Origin of the sequence: Candidatus Poriferisodalis sp., from assembly GCF_965237655.1 — a bacterium.
Classification (GTDB): domain Bacteria; phylum Actinomycetota; class Acidimicrobiia; order Acidimicrobiales; family Poriferisodalaceae; genus Poriferisodalis.
The window spans coordinates 65,983-85,464 of the sequence record NZ_CBDEGB010000002.1 but is presented as its reverse complement, the minus strand read 5'-3'; the positions used below and the strand labels follow the sequence as shown (position 1 = coordinate 85,464).

Genomic DNA, 19,482 nt, shown 5'->3' with positions numbered 1-19,482 from the left:
GCAATGAGGATCGCGATCGTCTACAACCGCGACAGCCGCAACGTCATCAATCTGTTCGGCATGCCGAATCAGGAGAAGATCGGCCTCAAGACCATCAAGCGGCTCAGCGACGCACTCCGAGCCGGCGGCCATCAGGTCACGGCGCTGGAGGCGGACAAGGAGCTGATCTCCAATCTGGAGTCGTTCATGCCCAGGGTCGTCAAGGGCGAGCGGCCTGGCATGGTCTTCAATGTCTCCTACGGGCTGCAGGGCCAGGCCCGCTATACGCATGTCCCGAGCATTCTCGAGATGATCGGCATCCCCTATGTGGCGTCGGGCCCGCTGGGACATTCGCTGGCGCTGGACAAAGTCGTGACGAAGATGATGCTGCGCCAGAACGACATCCCCACTCCGGACTTCGTGGTGCTCGACACACCGGGGAGTCCCGTTCCCGACGATCTGGCGTATCCCATGATCGTCAAGCCCAAGAACGAGGCCGTCTCGTTCGGGCTGGCAGTGGTCAACCACGAAGCGGAGCTGCGGGACTCCGCGCAGGTCATCTTTGACCGGTTCCGCCAGCCCGTCCTCGCCGAGCAGTACATCGAGGGCCGGGAAGTGAACGTGGGGGTGCTGGGCAACGCCCCGCCGGAGGCCTTCCCACCCGTCATGCTCAGCTTCGGCACCGACGGGCCCCAGATCTACACCTACGAGGACAAGACCGGACGCAGCGGGCGCACCATCCAGCCCCTGTGCCCGGCTCCGATCTCCGATGAGCTCTCCCAGCAGGCCCAAGACATCGCCCTCCGCTCGTTCTCGGTGCTCGGGCTCTACGACTGTGCCCGTGTCGACATGAGAGTGGATGACGACGACAACATCTACGTGCTCGAGGTCAACAGCCTGCCGAGCCTCGGCGAGCACGGGTCGTACCTGGTGGGCGCCGCCCATGTGGGCATGGACTTCACTGCGTTCGTCAACCGCTTGGTCGAGGTTGCCAGCGCCCGATACTTCGGGACGCCGCAGCCGCCGCCGGTCGACGCCAAGGCGGCCGATCCGTCCGAGCGTGCGTTCGCATTCATCACCCAGCGCCGAGACCACATGGAGCGGTCGCTGCAGCAATGGGTGGGGCTTCCCAGCCACACCGACGATCCGCTCGGGCTCGCACGTGCCGCCGAGCGAGCCGGGCGGATCTTCACTGAGATCGGCATGCGGGCGGTGCCGGAATTCACCGATGAGCCCGAGTCGTACATGTGGGAAACGGCACGGGGGTTCGGCGGCGGTGTCCTGTTGCTCGCCCACCTCGATGTGCCCACGACGGGCAGCACGCTTCGCCAGGGTTACCGCCGAGACCCTGAATGGCTGTACGGCGAGGGTGTCGGACGGTCCCGTGGCTCGCTGGTGATGCTCGAGTACGCCCTGCGGGCGCTGCGCAACGTGCGGACGCTGCGACGAGTGCCGCTGGGCGTGCTGCTGTACACCGACGAGGGTCGCGATGCCACCCAGAGCCAGGAACTCATCAGGCGGGCTGCGGCGCGAGCGGATCACGTGCTGGTGTGCAGGCCGGGCACGGTCGGCAACGGCATCATCACCGAGCGACGCGGAAGCCGCCGCTATGAATTGACCGTGGAAGGCCAGAGCCTCAGCCCCGGCCAGGTCGGGCGCCGGCGCACGGTGGTCAACTGGACAGCCGAGAAGCTCGTGGCGATCAGCAAACTCAACGCCCCGAACAAGCGCCTGTCGATCGCTGCGCTCGATGTCCGAACCGAGCGGCACGCGATGTTCGTGCCCCATCGAGTCGAGGCGTCGCTGTTGATGTCGTACCTGGACGCTGCCCAAGCCGACGAAGCCGAAGCATCGATGCGGTCGATTCTCGGACGCCGCGGGCCCAGGTGGAATCTCACCCGGCTCACCGACCGGCCGCCGATGATCGACCGACCCGCCAACCACGATGCCGTCGCGGCGCTCGAAGCCGCAGCATCCAAATGGGACATCCCCATCGAGCACGAATCGTCGGGCTGGTCCTCGGTGGCCGGACTCGTGCCCGACCCCACGGCCGTAGTCTGCGGGATCGGCCCGATCGTGAAAGACCGGGGTACTCCCGACGAGGCCGTACAGCGCATCAGCCTCGTCCAGCGCACGCTGCTGCTGGCGGAGTACCTCATCGGCCGGCTCGAACGATGACCGCATGATCGAACGCGAGCCACAATCCATCCCGGCCGTTGCCGAGCCGCCGGCCGCGAGACCGCGCAGGCGGCGCGCTGGGTCGGTCGATACCTCACTGCTCGAGCTGTCCGACACGCGCATTCACGAGCCGCAGCGCATTGCCGCATCCGAGCACGGGATGGTGAGCACCGCTCACTACTCGGCGACAGCAGCGGGCGTGCAGATGCTCGAACGCGGCGGCAACGCCATCGACGCCGCCGTGGCGGCAGCGCTTGCGCTCGGTGTGTGCGAACCGGCAGCGTCGGGGCTCGGCGGCCAGACCATGATGGTCATTCACGACGGCGCCTCGAACCGCACGATCGCCCTCGACGGCTCCTCGAGGGCGCCGAATCGGGCACTCGTCGAGCGGTTCGCAAACCTCACCGAGGACCGCAGACGGGGCCATCTCGCCACCACCGTGCCGAGTTCGCCCGCCGTGTATGCCCATGCGCTGGCGAACTACGGCAAGCTCGACTGGTCGACGGTTTGCGAGCCGGCGATTGTGCTGGCCGAAGAGGGCTACGAGGTCAGTCTTCTGCAGTACCGCCTCACCCGGCGCGAACGCAGGCGCCTGGCGGCTCATTCAGGCAGTCAGTTCTTCCTCCAGGACGGGCGGCGGGCGTACCGCGCCGGCACGATCATCACCCAGCCGGTCTTGGCTCGCACGCTGCGCCGTCTGTGCGAGCAGGGCTTCGAGGACTTCTACCTCGGCGAGACTGCTCGCCTCATCGGTGAGGACATGGAGGCCAACGGCGGGATCGTGCTCGCCGACGATCTTGCCCAGATACCCCATCCCATCGAACGGCGGCCGCTGTCGGTTCGCTTCGGGCGCGACCGGGTGCTCACGATGCCGCTGCCGGGCGCCGGACGCACGCTCGTGGAGATGCTCAACATTCACCAGAGCCTCCCGCGGGAACTCCAGGACATCGACACGCCTGAGGGCGCTGTCTGCCTGGCCGAGACGATCCGGCTGGCGCTCATCGATCGCAAGGACCGCCCCTTCGATCCGAATCTGTACTCCCCGGCCTCGGACAAGCAGATGCTCAACCGCGAGTACGCCCGGGCTCTCGCCAGCGGGGTGGCGCAGCGCTTCGGACACGGTGAGACCACTCACCTGTCGGTCATGGACGCGCACGGCAACGTCGTGGCGCTGACCCAGTCGATCGAGAACGTCTACGGCTCCTGCGCTGCATCTTCGGAGCTCGGATTTCTCTACAACAACTACATGAGTGCCTTCCAGACCACCGATGTCACCCACCCGTACTACCTGCGCCCCAACGCCGTGCCGTGGGCCAGCGTGGCCCCGACGATCGTGTTCCGGTCCTCCGAGCCGTGGCTGGCGATCGGCTCACCGGGCAGCGAGCGCATACCGCCCACGATCCTGCAGGTGCTGCTGCGTCTGCGGAACTCTTCGCCGATGGCAGCGGTGGACGCGCCCCGCATCCACTGCTCGCTGCAAGGCGAGGTTTCGGTGGAGGCGTCGAGGATTGCCACCGATGTGCTCGCGGCGCTGGAGGGTGCCGGCTTTGTGCTGAATCGCCGGGAGCCCTATTCGTTCTATCTCGGCTGCGCGCAGCTGGTGATGAGAGACGGCGGGCGGCTCATCGGCGTGGCCGATCCGCGGCGCGACGGCGCCGCGGCTGGTCCTGCGTATCTGTGCCTGCGTCTGTGCCTGCGTCTGCCTCGACGCCCGGTACCGGGTCCGGCCCCGCCGCTGCACCCTCGCCTGAGCCCACATGAAAAAACTGCCGCTGGTCATCTCGGTGCCTCACGCCGGCTTGCGGGTTCCCGCCGAAGTCACCGACGTGTGCTCGCTGTCGGCCCAGGAAATCGCCGACGACGGCGACGGCGGCGCTGCGGAGATCTACTCGATCCAAGCCGAAGTCGAAGCGTTCGTCACCACCGACGTGGCCCGCGCCATCGTCGACATGAACCGGGCACCGGACGACCGCCGGCCCGACGGCGTCGTCAAGATCCACACCTGCTGGAACGTGCCCGTCTACCGCCGACCGCTGCGGGAATCCGAAGTCGAGGGACTCTTGGGCGCCTATCACGCCCCCTATCACGACCAGCTCAGCGAGCTGGGGCGGAGCGGCCGGTGGCCCCTGGGTGTCGACTGCCACACGATGGCCGCGAACGGGCCTCCCGTTGGACCCGACCACGGCAAGGAGCGACCGTGGATCTGCCTGAGCAATGGCCACGGAACCTGCCCGCCGACCTGGATTGACGGCATGCGGGCGTGCTTCGCCGAACTCCTCGACGGACCGGTGAACATCAACGATCCCTTTCGAGGCGGCTACATCACCCGCTCACACGGAGCCGAAATGCCATGGATGCAGCTCGAGATCTCCAGAGCACCGTTCATGACGAACCACGGCAAGTGCCAAATGGTCCTGACCGCATTCAGCAACTGGGTCAACTCACATCTGTAGGCGCGGAAGGCCACTGCTCGACGTGTCTTGCGTGTCGGTCGATTCCGGTATGCAAGACGTGCATTCGCATTTGCACCGAATTCGAAGTGCCCGATCCACAAGAAAGTGACATCATGTTTTGGTGAGAGCGGCCACTTTGACCGTGGGCACAGATCAGTCCACGTCCCCTCCGATGCTTGGCTACTCGCGGGACAGCTAGGTTCATGAACGCCGAGGACGTACGAGCCGCCGCCGGAAGGAGCCTCGACGGCTCACTCCCGTTGTCTTGCACCTGCTCTGCTCCGAAATGCGGGTGACGCATGTCGACCAAGGTCAAGATCGAGAATGTCGTCAAGATCTTTGGTGACGAGCCGGACGGCGAAGCGCTGACGCTGCTGAGGGCCGGCTACTCGAAGGATGTGATTCGAGAGAGCACTGGCCATGTGGTGGGTGTGAGCAACGCCAACATCGACATCTCCGAGGGCGAGATATTCGTCGTGATGGGCCTGTCCGGCTCGGGCAAGTCCACCTTGATCCGTTGCGTGAACCGGCTCCATGAGCCGACCGCCGGAAGGGTCTTTGTCGACGACACCGACATCACTGCCCTCGAACTCAAAGAACTCCAGGCCTTTCGCCGTGACAGCACCGGGATGGTCTTCCAGCACTTCGCCCTGTTCCCGCATAAGGACATCCGCTCCAATGTCGCCTTCGGGCTCAAGGTGAAGGGCCTCGATGTCGACGGCCGGAACGCTACGGCCGAGAGGGCCCTGGCCCTCGTCGGACTCAGCGGTTATGAGTCCAGTTATCCCCGCCAGCTCAGCGGAGGCATGCAACAGCGAGTGGGGCTGGCCCGGGCACTCGCCACCGATCCCGACATCCTGCTCATGGACGAGGCCTTCAGTGCTCTGGATCCGCTGATCCGCCGCCAGATGCAGGACGAGCTGATGGCGATACAGGACCAGCTCCACAAGACGATCCTGTTCATCACACACGATCTCAACGAGGCACTGCGCGTGGGTTCTCGGGTGTGCATCATGAAAGACGGCGCAATCCATCAGATCGGCACGCCCGAAGACATCCTCATGCGGCCGGAGACCGACTACGTGGCCGAATTCGTCCAGGATGTCGACCAAGGCCGCGTGCTGGCGGTCGAGACGGTGCGTGAGGACGCCGCGGCGATAGCGGAGGACGCCTCAGTCGCCGAAGTACTGAGCGCTATCGATCGTCTCGGTGTTGAAGCGGCTCACGTGGTCGATGCGGACCGGTCAAGAGCATCTCAGAACAACTCGAGCTCGCCAAGACGCAGGGCGCCCCGCAACAAGCCAGACGAGGTGCTCGATGCGGTGGCGGCGCGCGGCGGCGTGATCGGATGCACGCTCTACCCGCTGTTCATGGGCGGGGCCGACGTTCCCCGGCAGGAGTACAGCGCCATGATCGCCCGGCAGATGCCAGCGCGATCCCAGACTTTCCCGAATGGCCTGCGTGGTTTCGGGGCCCCAGGGACTTCGCATCGCTCGCCGCCGGCATCGACGACGCCGGGTTCTCGCCCGCCGAACGCATCGCCCACAACGTCACGTTCGCAGAAATCCATCACGGCGCGGCAGTGCGCGCGTTCTGCGAGGCGCTTGAGATCCATGCGCTCCCGGCTTCGGCGTGGGTGGCCGCGCTTGGCGCGCTCGCGGCAGCCGAGCTCGCGGCGCGCAATGGCGGCATCGCATCGACCACGTTCGAACCAGGCGTGCCGCTGGCAGCGATCGCAGGGACCCTTCAGCAGAGTCTGGAACGGGGCGTGGCTCCCACCCGAGTTGACGCCGATGCCCGGGGCGACACGACAGTGGGCACCATCGAGCTGCGCTTGATCGACGACGACTGCTCGGCGTTCCACGCCTGGCTAACCGCGGTCACGATGTTCTGGTAGCCGGTGCACCGGCACAGGTTGCCTGACAGCAATTCGGTGATGCGTTCGGGCTCTCGCCAGTCTTCGGGGTCGACGCTCTCGAGCGTCATCAGGAACCCAGCAGTGCAGAAGCCGCACTGCAAGGCGTGGTGATCGTGGAACGACTGCTGCATCGGCGAGAGGGAATCGGAGCCCGCGGGGGCGAGGTCCTCGACGGTCCGGATTTCGGCGCCGTCGGCTTGGACGGCAAACATGAGGCAGGATCGCACGGCGTCGCCGTCGACGATGACGGTGCAGGCGCCGCAGTAGCCGTGCTCGCAGCCGACGTGGGTGCCGGTGAGGTTCACGACGTCCCGGATGTAATCCGACAGCAGCAGCCGGACTGGGACGCGGTGCCGGCGAGGCCGGCCGTTGATCGTCACCTCGACGTCGACTTCTGAGACTGGCTCGATTGCTGTCATGGGGCCTCCTGTTGGGCCAGCGCGCCCCGTGCCGTCCTCACGACCAACGCCGCCAACGCTTCGCGGCGGTACCGGCCTGAGGCGTGGATGTCGTCGAAAGCGTCGGCGGAGTCCTCCATCACGGCTTCGATGAGTCCGCCCTCACGGTGTCCTGTTGCCCAGCCCGAGATCGCGGCTTCGGTAGTTGGCAGGCGGGTGGGCACGCCGCCGACACCGAAGCCAACGAGGCGTGCCGCGCGCACTGCGCCGCCGTCGGTATCGACGACCGCGACCAGCCCGGCGATGGCGAAGTCGCCGGCGCGACGGGAGATCTCGTCCACCACGGTCACTGAGCCGGCCGCAGGGGACGGAAATCGCACCTCGGTGACCAGCTCGGCGTCGCCGAGCGCGGTCCAGAAGGGCCCACAGAAGAAGTCGGATGCGGCGACAGCGCTGTGTCCGTCCGGCCCCGCAACTCCGATCACGGCGTCGGTGGCGACGGCGAGGGCGGGCAGCTCGGCAGCGGGGTCGGCGTGGGCGATGCTGCCGCAGACGGTGCCACGGTTGCGGATCTGGTGGTGCCCCACATGGCGCAACGCAGCCCGCAGGCCGGGTACGGCCCCCGCAGCGTCGTCGTCGCCCAGCACCTGGCTCTGGGTCGCCGCCGCCCCGACGACCACCCCGTTCTCGTCGGTGTCGACGCCTTCGAGGCCTGCCACGCAACGGATGTCCACCAGCAGCGAGATGTCTGTCAGCCGGAAGTTCATCGTCGGTATCAGGCTCTGGCCGCCCGCCAGCACCCGGCTGGACTCATCGGAACGGAGAGCCTCGACCGCTTCGGCCACGGTTGCTGGCCGGCAATAGTCAAACGGTGCAGGTTTCACGGGCTTGTGACCGCTGCATCGCCGAAGGCTCCCTTGGCACGGAGAGCATCGCGGACCGCGACCGGCGTGACCGGGCACGCTGTCACGTCGATGTCCCATTCCGACAGGGCGTCGGAGACGGCGCCCGCCACCACCGCAGGCGGGCCAACCGTGCCGCCCTCGCCGCAGCCCTTGACCCCCAGCGGATGCTCCGGCGCGGGCGTCTCGATGTGATCGACCTCCATGTGCGGTATTTCCGCACACGTCGGCACGAGGTAGTCCATGAACGACGCAAACCTGGGGGAAGCGGTCTCGGAGTCGTACTGGAAGTGCTCGTACATTGCGCCGGCGATCCCCTGGGCCACCCCACCGTGGACCTGGCCCTCCACGATCGCCGGGTTGATGATGGTGCCGCAGTCGTGGACCACGATGAAGTCCTCGATGGCCACTTCGCCGGTGCTGATCCGCACGCTGACAATCCCGATGTGCGTGCCGTTCGACCAGCCGGCGGCCGAATTGACCCTGCCGGCGCCATCGCGCTCGTGCTGCAGGTTCGCCGGCTGGAAATGGCCAGACATCTCCAGGCCAGCCTCCATGCCGTCGGGGAGGTCCACCGTGCGGACCCAGGCTGCGGTGGCCACCTCCGCCCAGCTCACCGTGGGCCGGCTGCTGCCGGCCACTCCGAACGCACCGTCGGTGACCACCATGTCGGCCTCGGCCGCCTCCAACATGTGCGCTGCGATCGCACGGGCTTTGTCCATCAACCGCTGCGAGGCCATCAGCACCGATCCGGTGAGCATCATCGCTCCCCGGCTTCCCCATGAGCCCAAGCCGTACGGCGAGCGCTCGGTGTCGCCCAGCACGACGGTGACGTTGTCCGGCGAGACGCCCAGCGCGTCGGCCGCGAGCTGAGCGGCCGCGGTCTCTGCGCCTTGGCCGAACGCGCTGAGCCCGGCTGCGATCCGCACCGAGCCGTCGGGATCGACCCTCACCGTGGCCGCGTCGCCGCCCGCCCAGTGGCCGGTCGTGAGGAAGTAGCTCGGCGAGGTCGGCTCGATGTAGTTGGCGTAGCCCACATCGACTCGCACATCGGGATCGTCGGCGTGGGCTGATCGAGCCCGCGCCAGCGCGGGCTCGGCCAACTCCAAAGCCCGCTCAAAGCACTCGGTGTGCGAGCCGGAGTCGACGCGCCCGCCGCCGTGCATGACATAGGGCAACTGCCCGCGCCGCAGCAGCATCCTGCGCCGCAGCTCCACCCGGTCGGTCCCGGTCAGCCGGGCCACCCGGTCGATGATGCGTTCCATCACGAAGGTGCTCTCGGGAACCCCGAAGCCGCGGCCGGTGCTTGAGCGATCGTGGTCCGCACGATGTGAGGGCTCTGCGTGGAGGACCAGACCGTGAGCATTCCGTCGGCTGCGTCCGCCACCACGCCCCTCGTCTCCATCGGCAGCCCCGACTGGCGCTGGCTGATGTAGGTATCGGTGAAGGTGTGGTCCGCCTCGTCGAATGCCCGGTCCACCTCGGGCCTGTGGACCGCTTGATCCACCGAGCAGTTGTCGTCCCAGTGGTCGTACAGCTTCGGCGCGCCCGGTGCAAGAGCCTGGTCGAGGTCTGCCACGGTCGGCAGTGACTCGAACTCCGTTCCGGCGGCCACCAAAGCGGCCGCGTCCTCTGCGATGTAGCGGTCCAACGCCACCACCACGGCGTACGGGGCGCCGACGAAGCGCACCCTGTCGGAAGCGAGCGGCCGTTGCCCCACCGGGCCGATGTATCCGATGTAGTCAGGGAAGGCGTTCACCTCGGCGAGGTCCTGAGCGGTGACCACCGCCATCACGCCGTCCGTGGCCAGTGCGTCTGACGTGTCGATCGAGACGATCCGGGCGTGGGCCTCGGTGCTGCGGACGAAGGCGACCTCGGCCATCCCGGCGATCTTCAGATCCGCGATGTACCGGCTCCGTCCGGTGAGCGGGCCGCGGTCCTCGCGCCGTGGCACCGAACGCCCGACGTGACGGGTGCTCACGGGGTTGACCAGCGGGGCGACAGGCGGGCGAAGGGACGTATGTCCAGTTCGGTTTCGAGTTGCTCGGCGAGGGACAGCAACTCGGTGTCGCCCCCGTGCCGTCCAATGAGCTGAATCGCGACCGGCAAGCCGTCGACGAACCCGGCGGGCAGTACCACCGCAGGATGTCCGGAGACGTTGAAGGGCACCGCGAACGGGAAGGCCCCCCACAGCCGGGAAACCGGCTCTCCGGCGATGGCCGTCGGGCGGCATCCCAGCTCGAAGGCGGTGGTGGCCGTGGCGGGAGTGACGATCACGTCGTAGTCACAGAAGTAGCGGTCCAACCGCTCCCGGTACCGAGCCAAGGCGGAACGGGCCGCCGTGACAACACGCAGGTCGAGGTGCTCGGCCGCCACCAAGGACCGCCGGTGATACCAGGTCAACTCATCGGGACCACCAAGCAGGTGGCCGCGGCGCTCGCCCTCCTCGGCCAGCACGAGCGGACCGAATATCTCCTCCCAGCCCCCGAAGTCCAGTTCTGTGGGGCTCACCTCGTGGCCGCAGGCTGCGAGCCGTGTCACCGCGGCTGCAACCACGTCGCCGACGTCGGCGTCGATCGGGCGTCCCTCGGGCTTGGGACACCAAGCGATGCGGCGTCGGCCCCTGCCGGCCGGGGCGTCGTTGGTCCCGGTGCCGTCGGCGGACAGCGCCGAGTGCAGGCTGCGGGCGTCGGCGACGCATCGAACGAGCGGCCCGGCGGAGATGAACGGGCTGAACGCGCGGAACCCTCCGTCGTCGTCGATGGTCCCGTAGGTGGGCTTGAAGCCCACGAGGCCACAGAACGACGCGGGGATGCGGATCGAGCCTCCGCCGTCGGACCCGAGGCCTCCGGTGCAGGTGCCTGAGGCCACCGAGGCCGCCGCACCGCCGCTGGATCCGCCGGCGGTTCGACGAGGGTCGAAGGGATTGGCAGTGTCGGGGCCCAGCAGGTTGTCCGTCGTGGCTGACTGGCAGAACTCCGAGACGTTGGTCTTGCCGACGAAGACTGCTCCGGCGCGGCGCAGGCGGCGCACTGCACCGGAGTCGTGCCGGGCCACGTCGCTGGCGTGGGCAAACGAGCCGAGCGTGGTGACGTGTCCCTCAATGTGGAAAGCGTCATTGATCGAGACAGGGACACTGGCGAGAGGGCCGGCGTTGCCGCTCCGGTAGGCGTCGACAAGCCGCTGCACCGGCCACCACAGGGGTTCTTCATCCACGAGCCGACACGCCTCCAGAGACGGTGAACACCTCGCCGGTCACATAGGTCGCCTCATCCGACGCCAGGAACGAGACCATGCTCGCGACATCGTCGGGCTGCCCGATGCGGCCCAGGAACGCCTTGTCTGACAGGTAGCTGTCGAAGAACTCCTGCGGGTAGATCTTGCGCAAGAAATCGTTGTAGATCAGGCCCGGAGCCACCGCATTCACCCGCACCCCGTGGACTCCGTTCTCGGCGGCAGCCACCCGGGTGAGTGCGAGTACGCCGGCCTTGGCCGCGGAATAGGCGGCGCCGTGCTCGGTTGACATCTCCCAGGCCGCTATCGACGAGATGTTGATGATCGAGCCGCCGCCTGCGGCGATCATCGCGGCGAGCGCGTAGCGCATGCACACGAACGTGCCGGTCAGATCGACGTCGAGGCAGCGCTGCCAGGTCTCCAGAGACATCTCGGCCACTGGCTCGATCTTCGACCAGCCCGCGTTGTTGACCAGCACATCAAGCCCACCCTTGTCGGCCGCTACTTCTGAGATGACGGCCTGCACCTGGGTGTGGTCGGTCACGTCGAGGTGATAGGCGCTCACCTCACGCCCGACCTCGTCGGCCAGGACGTCGGCGAACTCGCGGCACCGGCGCTCATGGGCATCGGTGACCACGACGTTCAGCCCGTCGCGAGCGAGCCGTCTCGCAACCGCCGCTCCGATGCCGGCGCCGGCGGCCGCGGTCACCAGTGCGACCCGCGGGTCGTTCCCCATCAGCTTCCTCCCTCTGTTTCGACGGCACCGATCACGGTGTCTGCCAGCTGGGCCAGGCGCTGCTCGCGCCCGCCCGACAGCAGCGCGAACGTGATCCGGTCGATGTCGAGCTGCCACAGTTGACGGAGCCGGTCGACGCACGTGTCGAGGTCGCCCACCAGCGCCACCGACTTGACGAACTCATCGGACACCGTGTGCTTGTGCCCCGCCTGCAGCGAGAGGTGGTCGACGAGGCCGTACGCGCCCGCGGCGCGCGCGAACTCGGGACGGAACCTCTCCCACGCGGGCGGCATCCGCTTCCATGGATGGAAGGTGGCCGCCTGGCTGGTGGCCCATGCCCTGACGTCGTCAATGGCACTCGCCTCGTCGTCGCCGATCGACATGGTGACGAACAGGTCGACGGTCAGCTGACCGCGGTCGCGTCCGGCGGTCTCCAGCCCCTGGTGGATGTAGTCGAGCTGCCAAGAGCAGAACTCGGGGTCCGCAGCGCCCATGAGCACGGCTCCGTCACAGGTCTCGCCGGCGAGCCGCAACATGGCGGGCTGCGAGACGGCGAGGTAGACGGGAATCTGGCGTTTCGCAGTGGCCAAGCGGACCTCGTTGCCGTCGAGATCGCACGGCTCTCCGCTGAAGAGTCGGCGGAAATCATCGATCCCCGAGCGCAGCTCGGCCAGCCTCGACGGCGTGCCTCCGGCGCCGAGCACGGCTGACCAGCCTGCGCCGAGGCCGAGCACAGCGCGGCCGTCGGAGAGTTCGTCCAGCGCGGCGGTGGCATTGGCGGTCACTGTGGGGTGGCGGGTCACGAGGTTGGTGACACCCGCCCCGATGAGCACGTTCTCGGTTGACAGCGCTGCCAGGTTCATCGCCGCGTACACGTCCTTCATGCCGAGCTGGAAGTCGATGTACCACAGCGCCTCGAAACCTCTTTCGTCGACGGCGCGGGCCAGTTCGGCCGTGCGGCTCAAGGGCTCGCGGGGGCTGACACCCAGGGAGATGCCGTAGCGGTGCCTCATGGGAGTCCCCTCTCACCCAAGATCTGGGCGAGCAGCTTGCCGTAGGAGTCGGGCTGGTCGACGGAGACCAGATGACCGGCGCCGGCCACCTCGTGGTACCGGCAGTCGTCGACGCTCTCGACGATGATGTCGGATGCCCGGCGCGGGCAGAAGACATCGCCCGATGCCCCGATGACGTCGACGGGGACTTCGATCTGCGCCAGCAGCGGGTTCAGCGGCTCGGAGCGGATCCCGACCATCGCTCGGGCCGCGTTGATGTAGCCGTGGCCGTAACCGACGGCGTCTCTCCGCCGGGAGGTCACAGCGTCAATGTCGGCCTCGGTGACGATCTGGCGGGCCGTGTCGTCGCGCAGGCCAGCGGCGAAGCCGTCCGCGTCGTGAGCTTCGAGCTGGGCGATGCGGCTCTCGAAGAATTCGGCTGCGGTCCCGCCGACCACCGACGACGTGGCCACCACGATCAGGTGACCGATCAGGGTTGGGCTAGCGCTCGCAGCCTTGAGCCCGATGGTCCCGCCCAGCGAATAGCCGACCACGGCGGCAGGACCGGTCTCGGCGCTCAGGAACGCCGCCAGGTCGTCGCTCAGCTGCGACAGGGTGCCAGCGCCCTGCCCGGGAGTTGTTCGACCGTGTCCCCGAAGATCGATTGAGTAGACGGTGAACTCGCCGAGATGGGCCGCGACGGCGTTCCAGGAGCGATGGTCCTCGGCCAGCCCATGCAGGAGCACCACCGGCGGCCCCGAGCCTTGCCGCCGGTAGTTGACCACGATGTCGCCCAACTCGACGGTGCTCATCGGCCTGCGTCCCCATCCCAGCCTGCGCTGCCGTCGCCCGCTGCGGCAGTCACGGCGGAGGCGCTGACGAGTTCATCACGAAGCTGCTGTTTGCGTATCTTGCCTGCGGCCGTTCGTGGGAATTGATCGACCTGCATCAGCCGTTCGGGCCAGTACCGCCGCGGCAGGCCCTGCTCAGCGCAGAACGCGACGACATCGTCGAGATCGAGAGGAACGCCAGCCTGCACGACCGCGCAGATGCGCTCGCCGAGACGCTCGTCGGGCCACCCGATCACGGCCACGCCGACCACGTCGGGATGGGCGGCGATCGCATTCTCGGTCTCAACGGGAGAGATGTTCACGGCCCCGCGAATAATCAGGTCCTTGTGCCGCCCAGTAATGGACACGTAGCCGTCGGAATCGATACGGGCGAGGTCGCCGGTGCGAAAGAACCCGTCGCCGATGATGAGCTCGGCGTACAGCTCGGGTTGGCCGTGGTAGCCGTTGAACACGCCCGGCCCGCGCATGACGAGCTCGCCAGCCCCCGAAGCCTGCAGCCCCATGTCGGCGTCGAGGGTTCGCAGCTCCAGCCCGGGCAAACCCACCCCGACCGTGCTCTCGACCTGCGTCTTTGATGAGCCGGTCACACACGTGGTGAGGCCGCCTTCGGTCATGCCCCACAGGGGTGTGACGAACGTATTCGACAGCTCGGTTCGGCAGCGACGGATGAGGGCCGGCGGCACTTGGGCTCCACCGCACAGGAAGCTCCGCAACGGTGCCAGCTTGGGCTCGCAGTCAGACCACCGGGCATTGACGAGGTCCAACAGGAACGGGGTCGCAGCCGCAGTGAAATCAGCGCGGTGGCGGGCCACCAGCTCCAGGGCGTTGAGAGGGTCCCATTCGTCTTGGAGAATGAGCGGTGCACCCAACAGCAGCGACAGGCGGGCGCCGTGAATGGCGCCGACGCTGTGGCCGAGCGGTGACGGCATGAACACGGGCGTGTGATGGTCGAGTCCGAAACGCTCGGCGAACTGCACGTTGAGAGCGGCCAGCGAGTCCTCGCTGTGACTGACGGCCTTCGGGGGCCCGGTCGTACTAGACGTGAACATCAGGTGTGCGGTGGTGTCGGGCACGTCGACGGTCCCCGCTGTGGGGACCACCGGGCCGTGCACCGCCAGCCGGGATCCGTCTGCCACAGCCACAGCGAGCTGGGTGGAGACCCGGGCGGCGGCCCGCCGGATCACCTCATCCGGCGACGCCCGCCGGTTCCGGCTTGCGCAGATAACCATGGCCGGCTGAATCAGACCGAAGATGTGGCGCAGGTGGGCCTCGGGCGTGGAGACCGGGGGCGTGGCCGGAACGTGGCCCGCCCTCAAGGTGGCCAGGAACATGACGACCCAAGCCGTGCAATTGGGCAGATGGATCACGACCACCCGCCTGCTGGCGCCGACGACCGAACGGATCTCGTCGGCGGCCTCGCCGGCCGCGTGCCACAGCTCGGACCGGGACAGGGTGCTGCCCCCACTCACCAGGGCGAGCTCGTCCGGCCCCTCGGTGACGTGCGACTCGAAGCGGTCGACTAGCCGGCGGCCGGTCCACCATCCAGCGAGCCGGTAGCGCTCTGCGACGTCATCGACCACTGCTCTTCACCATTCCCGATATGGCTCACTCGGCGCAGTACTGCAGATTCGCCAAACTATCACAAGACCGACATCGCTTTTGTTTAGTTGGGGCGCGTACGGGGCGGTAGGATCGAAAATTGCGGGTATCCAGCCCCGATACGACCCGCGAAGCGACCACCAACGCAGGGACCAGTCAGGTGCCTCACACCGCACACATGTCTTCCGACGACGCAGGCGCCCATGGCCATTGAGCCGACGACGCCCAAGGGTCAACGGACACGACAGACGATCCTCGACGCAGCATCGAAGGTTTTCACCAGAGACGGCTACGTCGATGCCCGCATGAGCGATGTCGCTGATCAGGCCGGGCTCTCCCTTGGCGGCCTGTACAGGTACTTCGAGAACAAAGAGGACCTCTTTAGAAGCGTTATCCGGGACATTCACGAGGAGCTCTTCCAGCAGAGCCGGTCCTCGACGCCCATCGCCGAGGACCCCGAGGCCGCTCTGTTCGAAGCAAACCTCGGATACCTGCAGCATTACCACGCCAACAGCGGCGTGATGCGGGCCTTCATCGAGGCGACGACGGTGGAGGGGCGCTTCACCACGATCTGGTGGACCATGCGCGAGCGCCACGTCGCCCGGTTCGTTCATGCGGTGGAGAACGACGACCGCGTCCAGCTCGACGGGTTCGATCCAGCCACGGTCGCCCGGGCCATGGCCTCCCTGGTCGAACAGACCGCTTACACAACGTTCGCCCACGCCGCGCTCAACACGATGCCGGTGGACGTGGAGACGGTCGCGCGCATCGTGACGAGGGCCTGGTATCGCAGCTTCTACGGCGACCCCGCCGCGCACGGTGGGGGCAGAAAACTGGGCGAAACTCGGCTACTCAAACGATGAACCCCAAGCCTGTGGGTGCCCATAATTCGGTCGTGGGCACTGACCAGCGGTTACGCGCTCCATCCTGGGACCAGGAATCGGTACGAGATTCGGGACACGAGGACTCAGCATCGGCCCCATCGCGGCAGGTCAACGACCACGGCAGAGTTTCCGGCACCCACAACGCCCACTAGCCGAGTTGACAACCTTGTTGGCCGTTACATCTAGATGATTGGTTCCGCGGGATCAGTGATCGCAGGGGGTGAGTGAGCGTGCGGGTCGGTGGTGGTTGGTCTGGTCGTGCCGGATGGCTGCGGTGAGGGCCAGTACCCGTGCGGCGACGCTGGCGCGGATGCATACGTGATGGCGTTCACAACGCTCGCCGCCGCAACATGGCCTGACGAATAGTCCGTCCGGTTGGGCACTATCCGATGTAGTCCCCAAACCGAGCAACCGTCGGCTGCGTCGCGCCAAAGCATCGCCGGGTCCTTACATCCGCCCTTTCGTCCCATGACCGGAACGTTGGATTGCCGGCGACGACGGAGAGTCACATCAAATGCTCAGGACATTGCCTTGAGTGTGCCCGCGACTAGACGGTCCACGACACTCGCCCTTAACGCTCGCCAGCGTTCAACGCCACACGGGCCACTTCGTCGCGGACTCCTAGGTCACGGACGACTGAACTCATGGACCGGTAGTTCGCACCGGACACTGACAGCGACACGTGCCTGTTGACGCCCTCGTCCACCAGCTGCATCCCGCGGACCAATCCTCCGGACTCTCGCAAGCCTCGAAAAGCTACTTCGAGGGTCCCGTGCCCACGCTCGTAATCGATTTCGAGATTCATCAAGCCCCGGCGCCGAAGCAAGAGATCGGCGAGATTACCAAGTCCGAACAGGGCAATGAACGTGAGCAATCCTCCGGCGGCTGCTACCCAATACGAACCGACGCCGGCCGCGACACCAAACGACGCGGCCATCCAAAGACTTGCCGCCGTCGTGATGCCTGTCACTGTGAGCCCACTGCGCAGGATGGCGCCGCCGCCGATGAAGCCGATGCCGCTCACGACCTGTGCGGCGATCCGGGTGCGGTCCGTGAGCGGGTCGTCGGTTCCGAGAACGACCCCCGAGACCGTAAACAATGCAGCGCCAAGCGCGACCAGCGAATGAGTCCTCGTACCGGCTGCCTTGAAGCGAGCTTCGCGCTCAATGCCAAGAACCGCCCCTAAGCCGAGGGCGAGCACGAGTCGCAGGATAAGTTCCCAAGCCGAGACGTTCACCTCATCCACCGCCAACAGACGACGGGCGCCGACAGAGTTTCAGTTCTCGCACACGCGACTCCCGCTGGCAGATACTCGACTCCCCTGGCCAGATTTCGGACGAAGTGGCGAGGGTGTCCTCGGTGACCGCTGTCCCTTCGGTCGACGAATTCCGGCGGCCTGGAGCGGTCTCTTGATCCCATGAACTTCGGCTCCTGCTCGATCCTTGAGGTCGCACCTCGTCGTCTAGACGCAATGCCCATGGACCTTGTTGACGGTTCTGGTGCTGTGACGAGTTGAGCCTCCGTGGCAGTGTGGGGTCTGTTGGAATCCCATGCTGCGAACGGAGGCTCAGTGTCGGAGGGTAGTTCAATCAGGGTTCGTGGGGTGCCGCGGCCTGCGCTGTCGGTTCGCTCGCGGCTGGTGCTGGTCGAGCGGGTGGCAGCAGGCCAGTCGGCGACGGCGGTGGCGGCGCAGATGGGCTGTTCGCGCCAGACCGTGCACAAGTGGGTCAAGCGCTTCGACGAGGGGGGCGTTGCGGGCCTGGCGGATCGTTCCAGCCGGGGCCCCTCGTAGCTCGCCGGCCAAGACGCCCGAGCGGGTCGAGGAGCGGATCTGCGCGTTGCGGCGCCACCGCCGCTGGGGTCCGGTGCGGATCGGGGCCGCGACCGGGGTGCCGGGCTCGACGGTGCATCGGGTGCTGTGCCGCCGCGGGCTGAACCTGTGGGTGCCCAAAACCGTGTTGTGGCTGGTCAGGCGGCATGTTTGTATTCGTTGATGAGGCCATCGCAGCGGGTCGTTCGGACGAGTCGAAGGGGCAGCGGGTGGTCAGTCGTGTTGTCGTCGGGGTTGGTGTGTCGGGGTGGTCGCTGGTCTAGCGAGCGGTGGGGCCGGTGGGTGTTGTAGTGGTCGATGTAGTCGATCGCGAGCCGCTGAAGCTGGCGTTGGTTCCAGATGATGGTGCGGTCAAGGAGTTCGCGTCGCAGGGTGCCGATCCAGCGTTCGGCGAACGCGTTGGCCACTGGGAAGCGGACCGGGGTGCGCAAGATCTTGAGGCCTTCGCTTCGCAAGATCTCGTCGAAGTCGTTGACGAACTGGCTGGCGCGGTCACGAACGAGTGCTCGGGTGTGGGTGAACCGGTCGCGATGACGCACAAAGAGGTTGCGCGCGGCTTGGGTGGTCCTGGCACCCGTCGGATTGGCGGTGATACCGCCGTAGAAGACCTCGCGGTTGGTGACGTCGATGAAAAACAACAGGTAGTAGCGGCGCAACAGGGCCGTGTCGACGGTTACGAAGTCACAGGCAACGGCGGCCTGGGAGCGCAGGAACTGGGTCCAGGTCAGGCTCGTGCGCTGCGGAGCGGGGTCGATGCGGTGCTGTTTGAGGATTCTCCACACGGTGGAGGCGCCAACGCGGTGACCGAGGCCGACGAGTTCTGCGGTGATGCGGCGGTAGCCCCAGGTGGGGTTGTTGGTGGCTATTTCAACGATGAGGCGACGAAGCGGGCCGGAGGTGGATGGCCGGCCCGGCGTCCTCGAGGGTTGGGTCCAGTGTCTGGTGATTCGCCGCCGACAACCCCAACAGTGACACTCGGATGTTCTGTGTAAGCGGGCCGGTCGGTTGGTCATTTTGGGTGAGCGGGAGTCGTCCTGGGTAGCGGACGGCGAGCTGGTTCAAGCAGCGTTTCCATCCGATGGTTCCTGTTCGTTGTGGTCCTGCTGTGTTGGTGGTGATGTTCCTCATGGCGAGGCAGAGCAGTTTGAGGGCGGCTTGCTCGTTGGGGAAGTGCCCTCGGTTCTTGGTGACCTTTCTGAGCCGGCGGTTGATGGACTCGATCATGTTGGTGGTGCAGATGACCCGGCGGGCTTCTGGGGGGCAGTCCAGGAACGGGATGAACTGTTCCCAGCTCGACCGCCACAGGCTGACCACGGCGGGGTATCTGGCGCCGATGCCGGCTTCGAACTCGTCGAGCGCCGCCTCGGCGGCTTGGGCGTCGACGGCGGCGTACACGGGCCGCAGTTCCTTGGCGACTTGTTTGGGGTCGTTCCAGGTGACGTAGCGGTGCGAGGCCCGCAGCAGGTGCACCACGCAGACTCCTGTTGTCAACCTTGGGCCTGACGCTGGTTGTTTGGGGGCAGGCGC

General features: G+C 66.8%; 18 protein-coding genes and 1 pseudogene. 7 read left to right on the top strand and 12 right to left on the bottom strand.

What is annotated here, in order from left to right; translation table 11 throughout:
* Nucleotides 1-3: 3 nt before the first annotated feature.
* The 4 genes and pseudogenes from ACPXYO_RS08330 (at nucleotide 4) to ACPXYO_RS08315 (ending at nucleotide 6,448) form a co-directional block, all read left to right on the top strand.
* Nucleotides 4-2,157 (top strand): ATP-grasp domain-containing protein, encoded by a 2,154-nt coding sequence (locus ACPXYO_RS08330; RefSeq protein WP_423918900.1) that lies wholly within the window; start codon nucleotides 4-6, stop codon nucleotides 2,155-2,157.
* Between the two features lie 4 nt (nucleotides 2,158-2,161).
* A pseudogene (locus ACPXYO_RS08325) lies at nucleotides 2,162-3,799 on the top strand (gamma-glutamyltransferase family protein); the annotation flags it as partial.
* Nucleotides 3,800-3,914: 115 nt separating this feature from the next.
* Entirely contained in the window at nucleotides 3,915-4,610 is a 696-nt protein-coding gene (locus ACPXYO_RS08320; RefSeq protein WP_423923786.1) for an N-formylglutamate amidohydrolase, read from the top strand.
* A gap of 299 nt (nucleotides 4,611-4,909) precedes the next feature.
* A complete protein-coding gene (locus ACPXYO_RS08315) occupies nucleotides 4,910-6,448 on the top strand; it encodes a quaternary amine ABC transporter ATP-binding protein (RefSeq protein ID WP_423918897.1) in 1,539 nt (512 codons plus the stop codon).
* Here ACPXYO_RS08315 and ACPXYO_RS08310 read toward each other — a convergent pair.
* Genes ACPXYO_RS08310 through ACPXYO_RS08270 form a run of 9 tightly spaced genes read right to left on the bottom strand, consistent with a single transcriptional unit; the run spans nucleotide 6,357 to nucleotide 15,221 of the window.
* Nucleotides 6,357-6,947 carry a (2Fe-2S)-binding protein gene (locus ACPXYO_RS08310; protein ID WP_423918894.1) on the bottom strand — a complete coding sequence of 197 codons (591 nt, stop codon included), beginning with the start codon at nucleotides 6,945-6,947 and terminating at the stop codon, nucleotides 6,357-6,359. The two genes, ACPXYO_RS08315 and ACPXYO_RS08310, sit on opposite strands and share 92 nt — an antisense overlap.
* Nucleotides 6,944-7,909, bottom strand: a complete 966-nt coding sequence (locus ACPXYO_RS08305) for an FAD binding domain-containing protein (RefSeq protein ID WP_423918891.1) — start codon at nucleotides 7,907-7,909, stop codon at nucleotides 6,944-6,946. Before ACPXYO_RS08305 ends, ACPXYO_RS08310 begins: the two co-directional genes overlap by 4 nt.
* Nucleotides 7,807-9,093, bottom strand: a complete 1,287-nt coding sequence (locus tag ACPXYO_RS08300) for a xanthine dehydrogenase family protein molybdopterin-binding subunit (RefSeq protein WP_423918888.1) — start codon at nucleotides 9,091-9,093, stop codon at nucleotides 7,807-7,809. The genes ACPXYO_RS08305 and ACPXYO_RS08300 overlap by 103 nt, the downstream gene beginning before the upstream one ends.
* On the bottom strand, nucleotides 9,093-9,809 hold the full coding sequence (locus ACPXYO_RS08295; protein WP_423918886.1) for a xanthine dehydrogenase family protein molybdopterin-binding subunit: 717 nt from the start codon (nucleotides 9,807-9,809) through the stop codon (nucleotides 9,093-9,095). The genes ACPXYO_RS08300 and ACPXYO_RS08295 overlap by 1 nt, the downstream gene beginning before the upstream one ends.
* The gene (locus tag ACPXYO_RS08290; RefSeq protein WP_423915638.1) at nucleotides 9,806-11,044 is read right to left on the bottom strand and encodes an amidase; all 1,239 of its coding nucleotides are present in this window, start codon (nucleotides 11,042-11,044) and stop codon (nucleotides 9,806-9,808) included. Before ACPXYO_RS08290 ends, ACPXYO_RS08295 begins: the two co-directional genes overlap by 4 nt.
* A complete protein-coding gene (locus ACPXYO_RS08285; RefSeq protein WP_423915639.1) occupies nucleotides 11,037-11,798 on the bottom strand; it encodes an SDR family NAD(P)-dependent oxidoreductase in 762 nt (253 codons plus the stop codon). The genes ACPXYO_RS08290 and ACPXYO_RS08285 overlap by 8 nt, the downstream gene beginning before the upstream one ends.
* A complete protein-coding gene (locus tag ACPXYO_RS08280; protein WP_423915641.1) occupies nucleotides 11,798-12,811 on the bottom strand; it encodes an LLM class flavin-dependent oxidoreductase in 1,014 nt (337 codons plus the stop codon). Before ACPXYO_RS08280 ends, ACPXYO_RS08285 begins: the two co-directional genes overlap by 1 nt.
* On the bottom strand, nucleotides 12,808-13,602 hold the full coding sequence (locus ACPXYO_RS08275) for an alpha/beta fold hydrolase (RefSeq protein WP_423915643.1): 795 nt from the start codon (nucleotides 13,600-13,602) through the stop codon (nucleotides 12,808-12,810). The genes ACPXYO_RS08280 and ACPXYO_RS08275 overlap by 4 nt, the downstream gene beginning before the upstream one ends.
* Nucleotides 13,599-15,221, bottom strand: a complete 1,623-nt coding sequence (locus ACPXYO_RS08270) for an AMP-binding protein (protein ID WP_423915645.1) — start codon at nucleotides 15,219-15,221, stop codon at nucleotides 13,599-13,601. Before ACPXYO_RS08270 ends, ACPXYO_RS08275 begins: the two co-directional genes overlap by 4 nt.
* Nucleotides 15,222-15,443: 222 nt before the next feature.
* Between ACPXYO_RS08270 and ACPXYO_RS08265 the strand changes: the two genes are divergently transcribed.
* Both ACPXYO_RS08265 and ACPXYO_RS08260 read left to right on the top strand, forming a co-directional pair.
* A complete protein-coding gene (locus ACPXYO_RS08265; RefSeq protein ID WP_423915647.1) occupies nucleotides 15,444-16,103 on the top strand; it encodes a TetR/AcrR family transcriptional regulator in 660 nt (219 codons plus the stop codon).
* Between the two features lie 261 nt (nucleotides 16,104-16,364).
* On the top strand, nucleotides 16,365-16,490 hold the full coding sequence (locus ACPXYO_RS08260) for a hypothetical protein (protein ID WP_423915649.1): 126 nt from the start codon (nucleotides 16,365-16,367) through the stop codon (nucleotides 16,488-16,490).
* 205 nt (nucleotides 16,491-16,695) lie between these two features.
* On the opposite strand, the gene ACPXYO_RS08255 is transcribed toward ACPXYO_RS08260, so the two are convergent.
* On the bottom strand, nucleotides 16,696-17,370 hold the full coding sequence (locus tag ACPXYO_RS08255) for an MgtC/SapB family protein (RefSeq protein WP_423915650.1): 675 nt from the start codon (nucleotides 17,368-17,370) through the stop codon (nucleotides 16,696-16,698).
* A 357-nt stretch (nucleotides 17,371-17,727) separates the two neighbouring features.
* Between ACPXYO_RS08255 and ACPXYO_RS08250 the strand changes: the two genes are divergently transcribed.
* The gene (locus ACPXYO_RS08250; protein ID WP_423918884.1) at nucleotides 17,728-17,916 is read left to right on the top strand and encodes a helix-turn-helix domain-containing protein; all 189 of its coding nucleotides are present in this window, start codon (nucleotides 17,728-17,730) and stop codon (nucleotides 17,914-17,916) included.
* A 176-nt stretch (nucleotides 17,917-18,092) separates the two neighbouring features.
* Here the strand turns inward: ACPXYO_RS08250 and ACPXYO_RS08245 are convergent, their stop codons facing one another.
* Complete coding sequence (locus tag ACPXYO_RS08245; protein WP_423923784.1) at nucleotides 18,093-18,737, bottom strand: integrase core domain-containing protein; 645 nt, start codon at nucleotides 18,735-18,737, stop codon at nucleotides 18,093-18,095.
* Nucleotides 18,738-18,822: 85 nt separating this feature from the next.
* Complete coding sequence (locus ACPXYO_RS08240) at nucleotides 18,823-19,428, bottom strand: transposase (protein ID WP_423918881.1); 606 nt, start codon at nucleotides 19,426-19,428, stop codon at nucleotides 18,823-18,825.
* Between the last annotated feature and the right edge of the window lie 54 nt (nucleotides 19,429-19,482).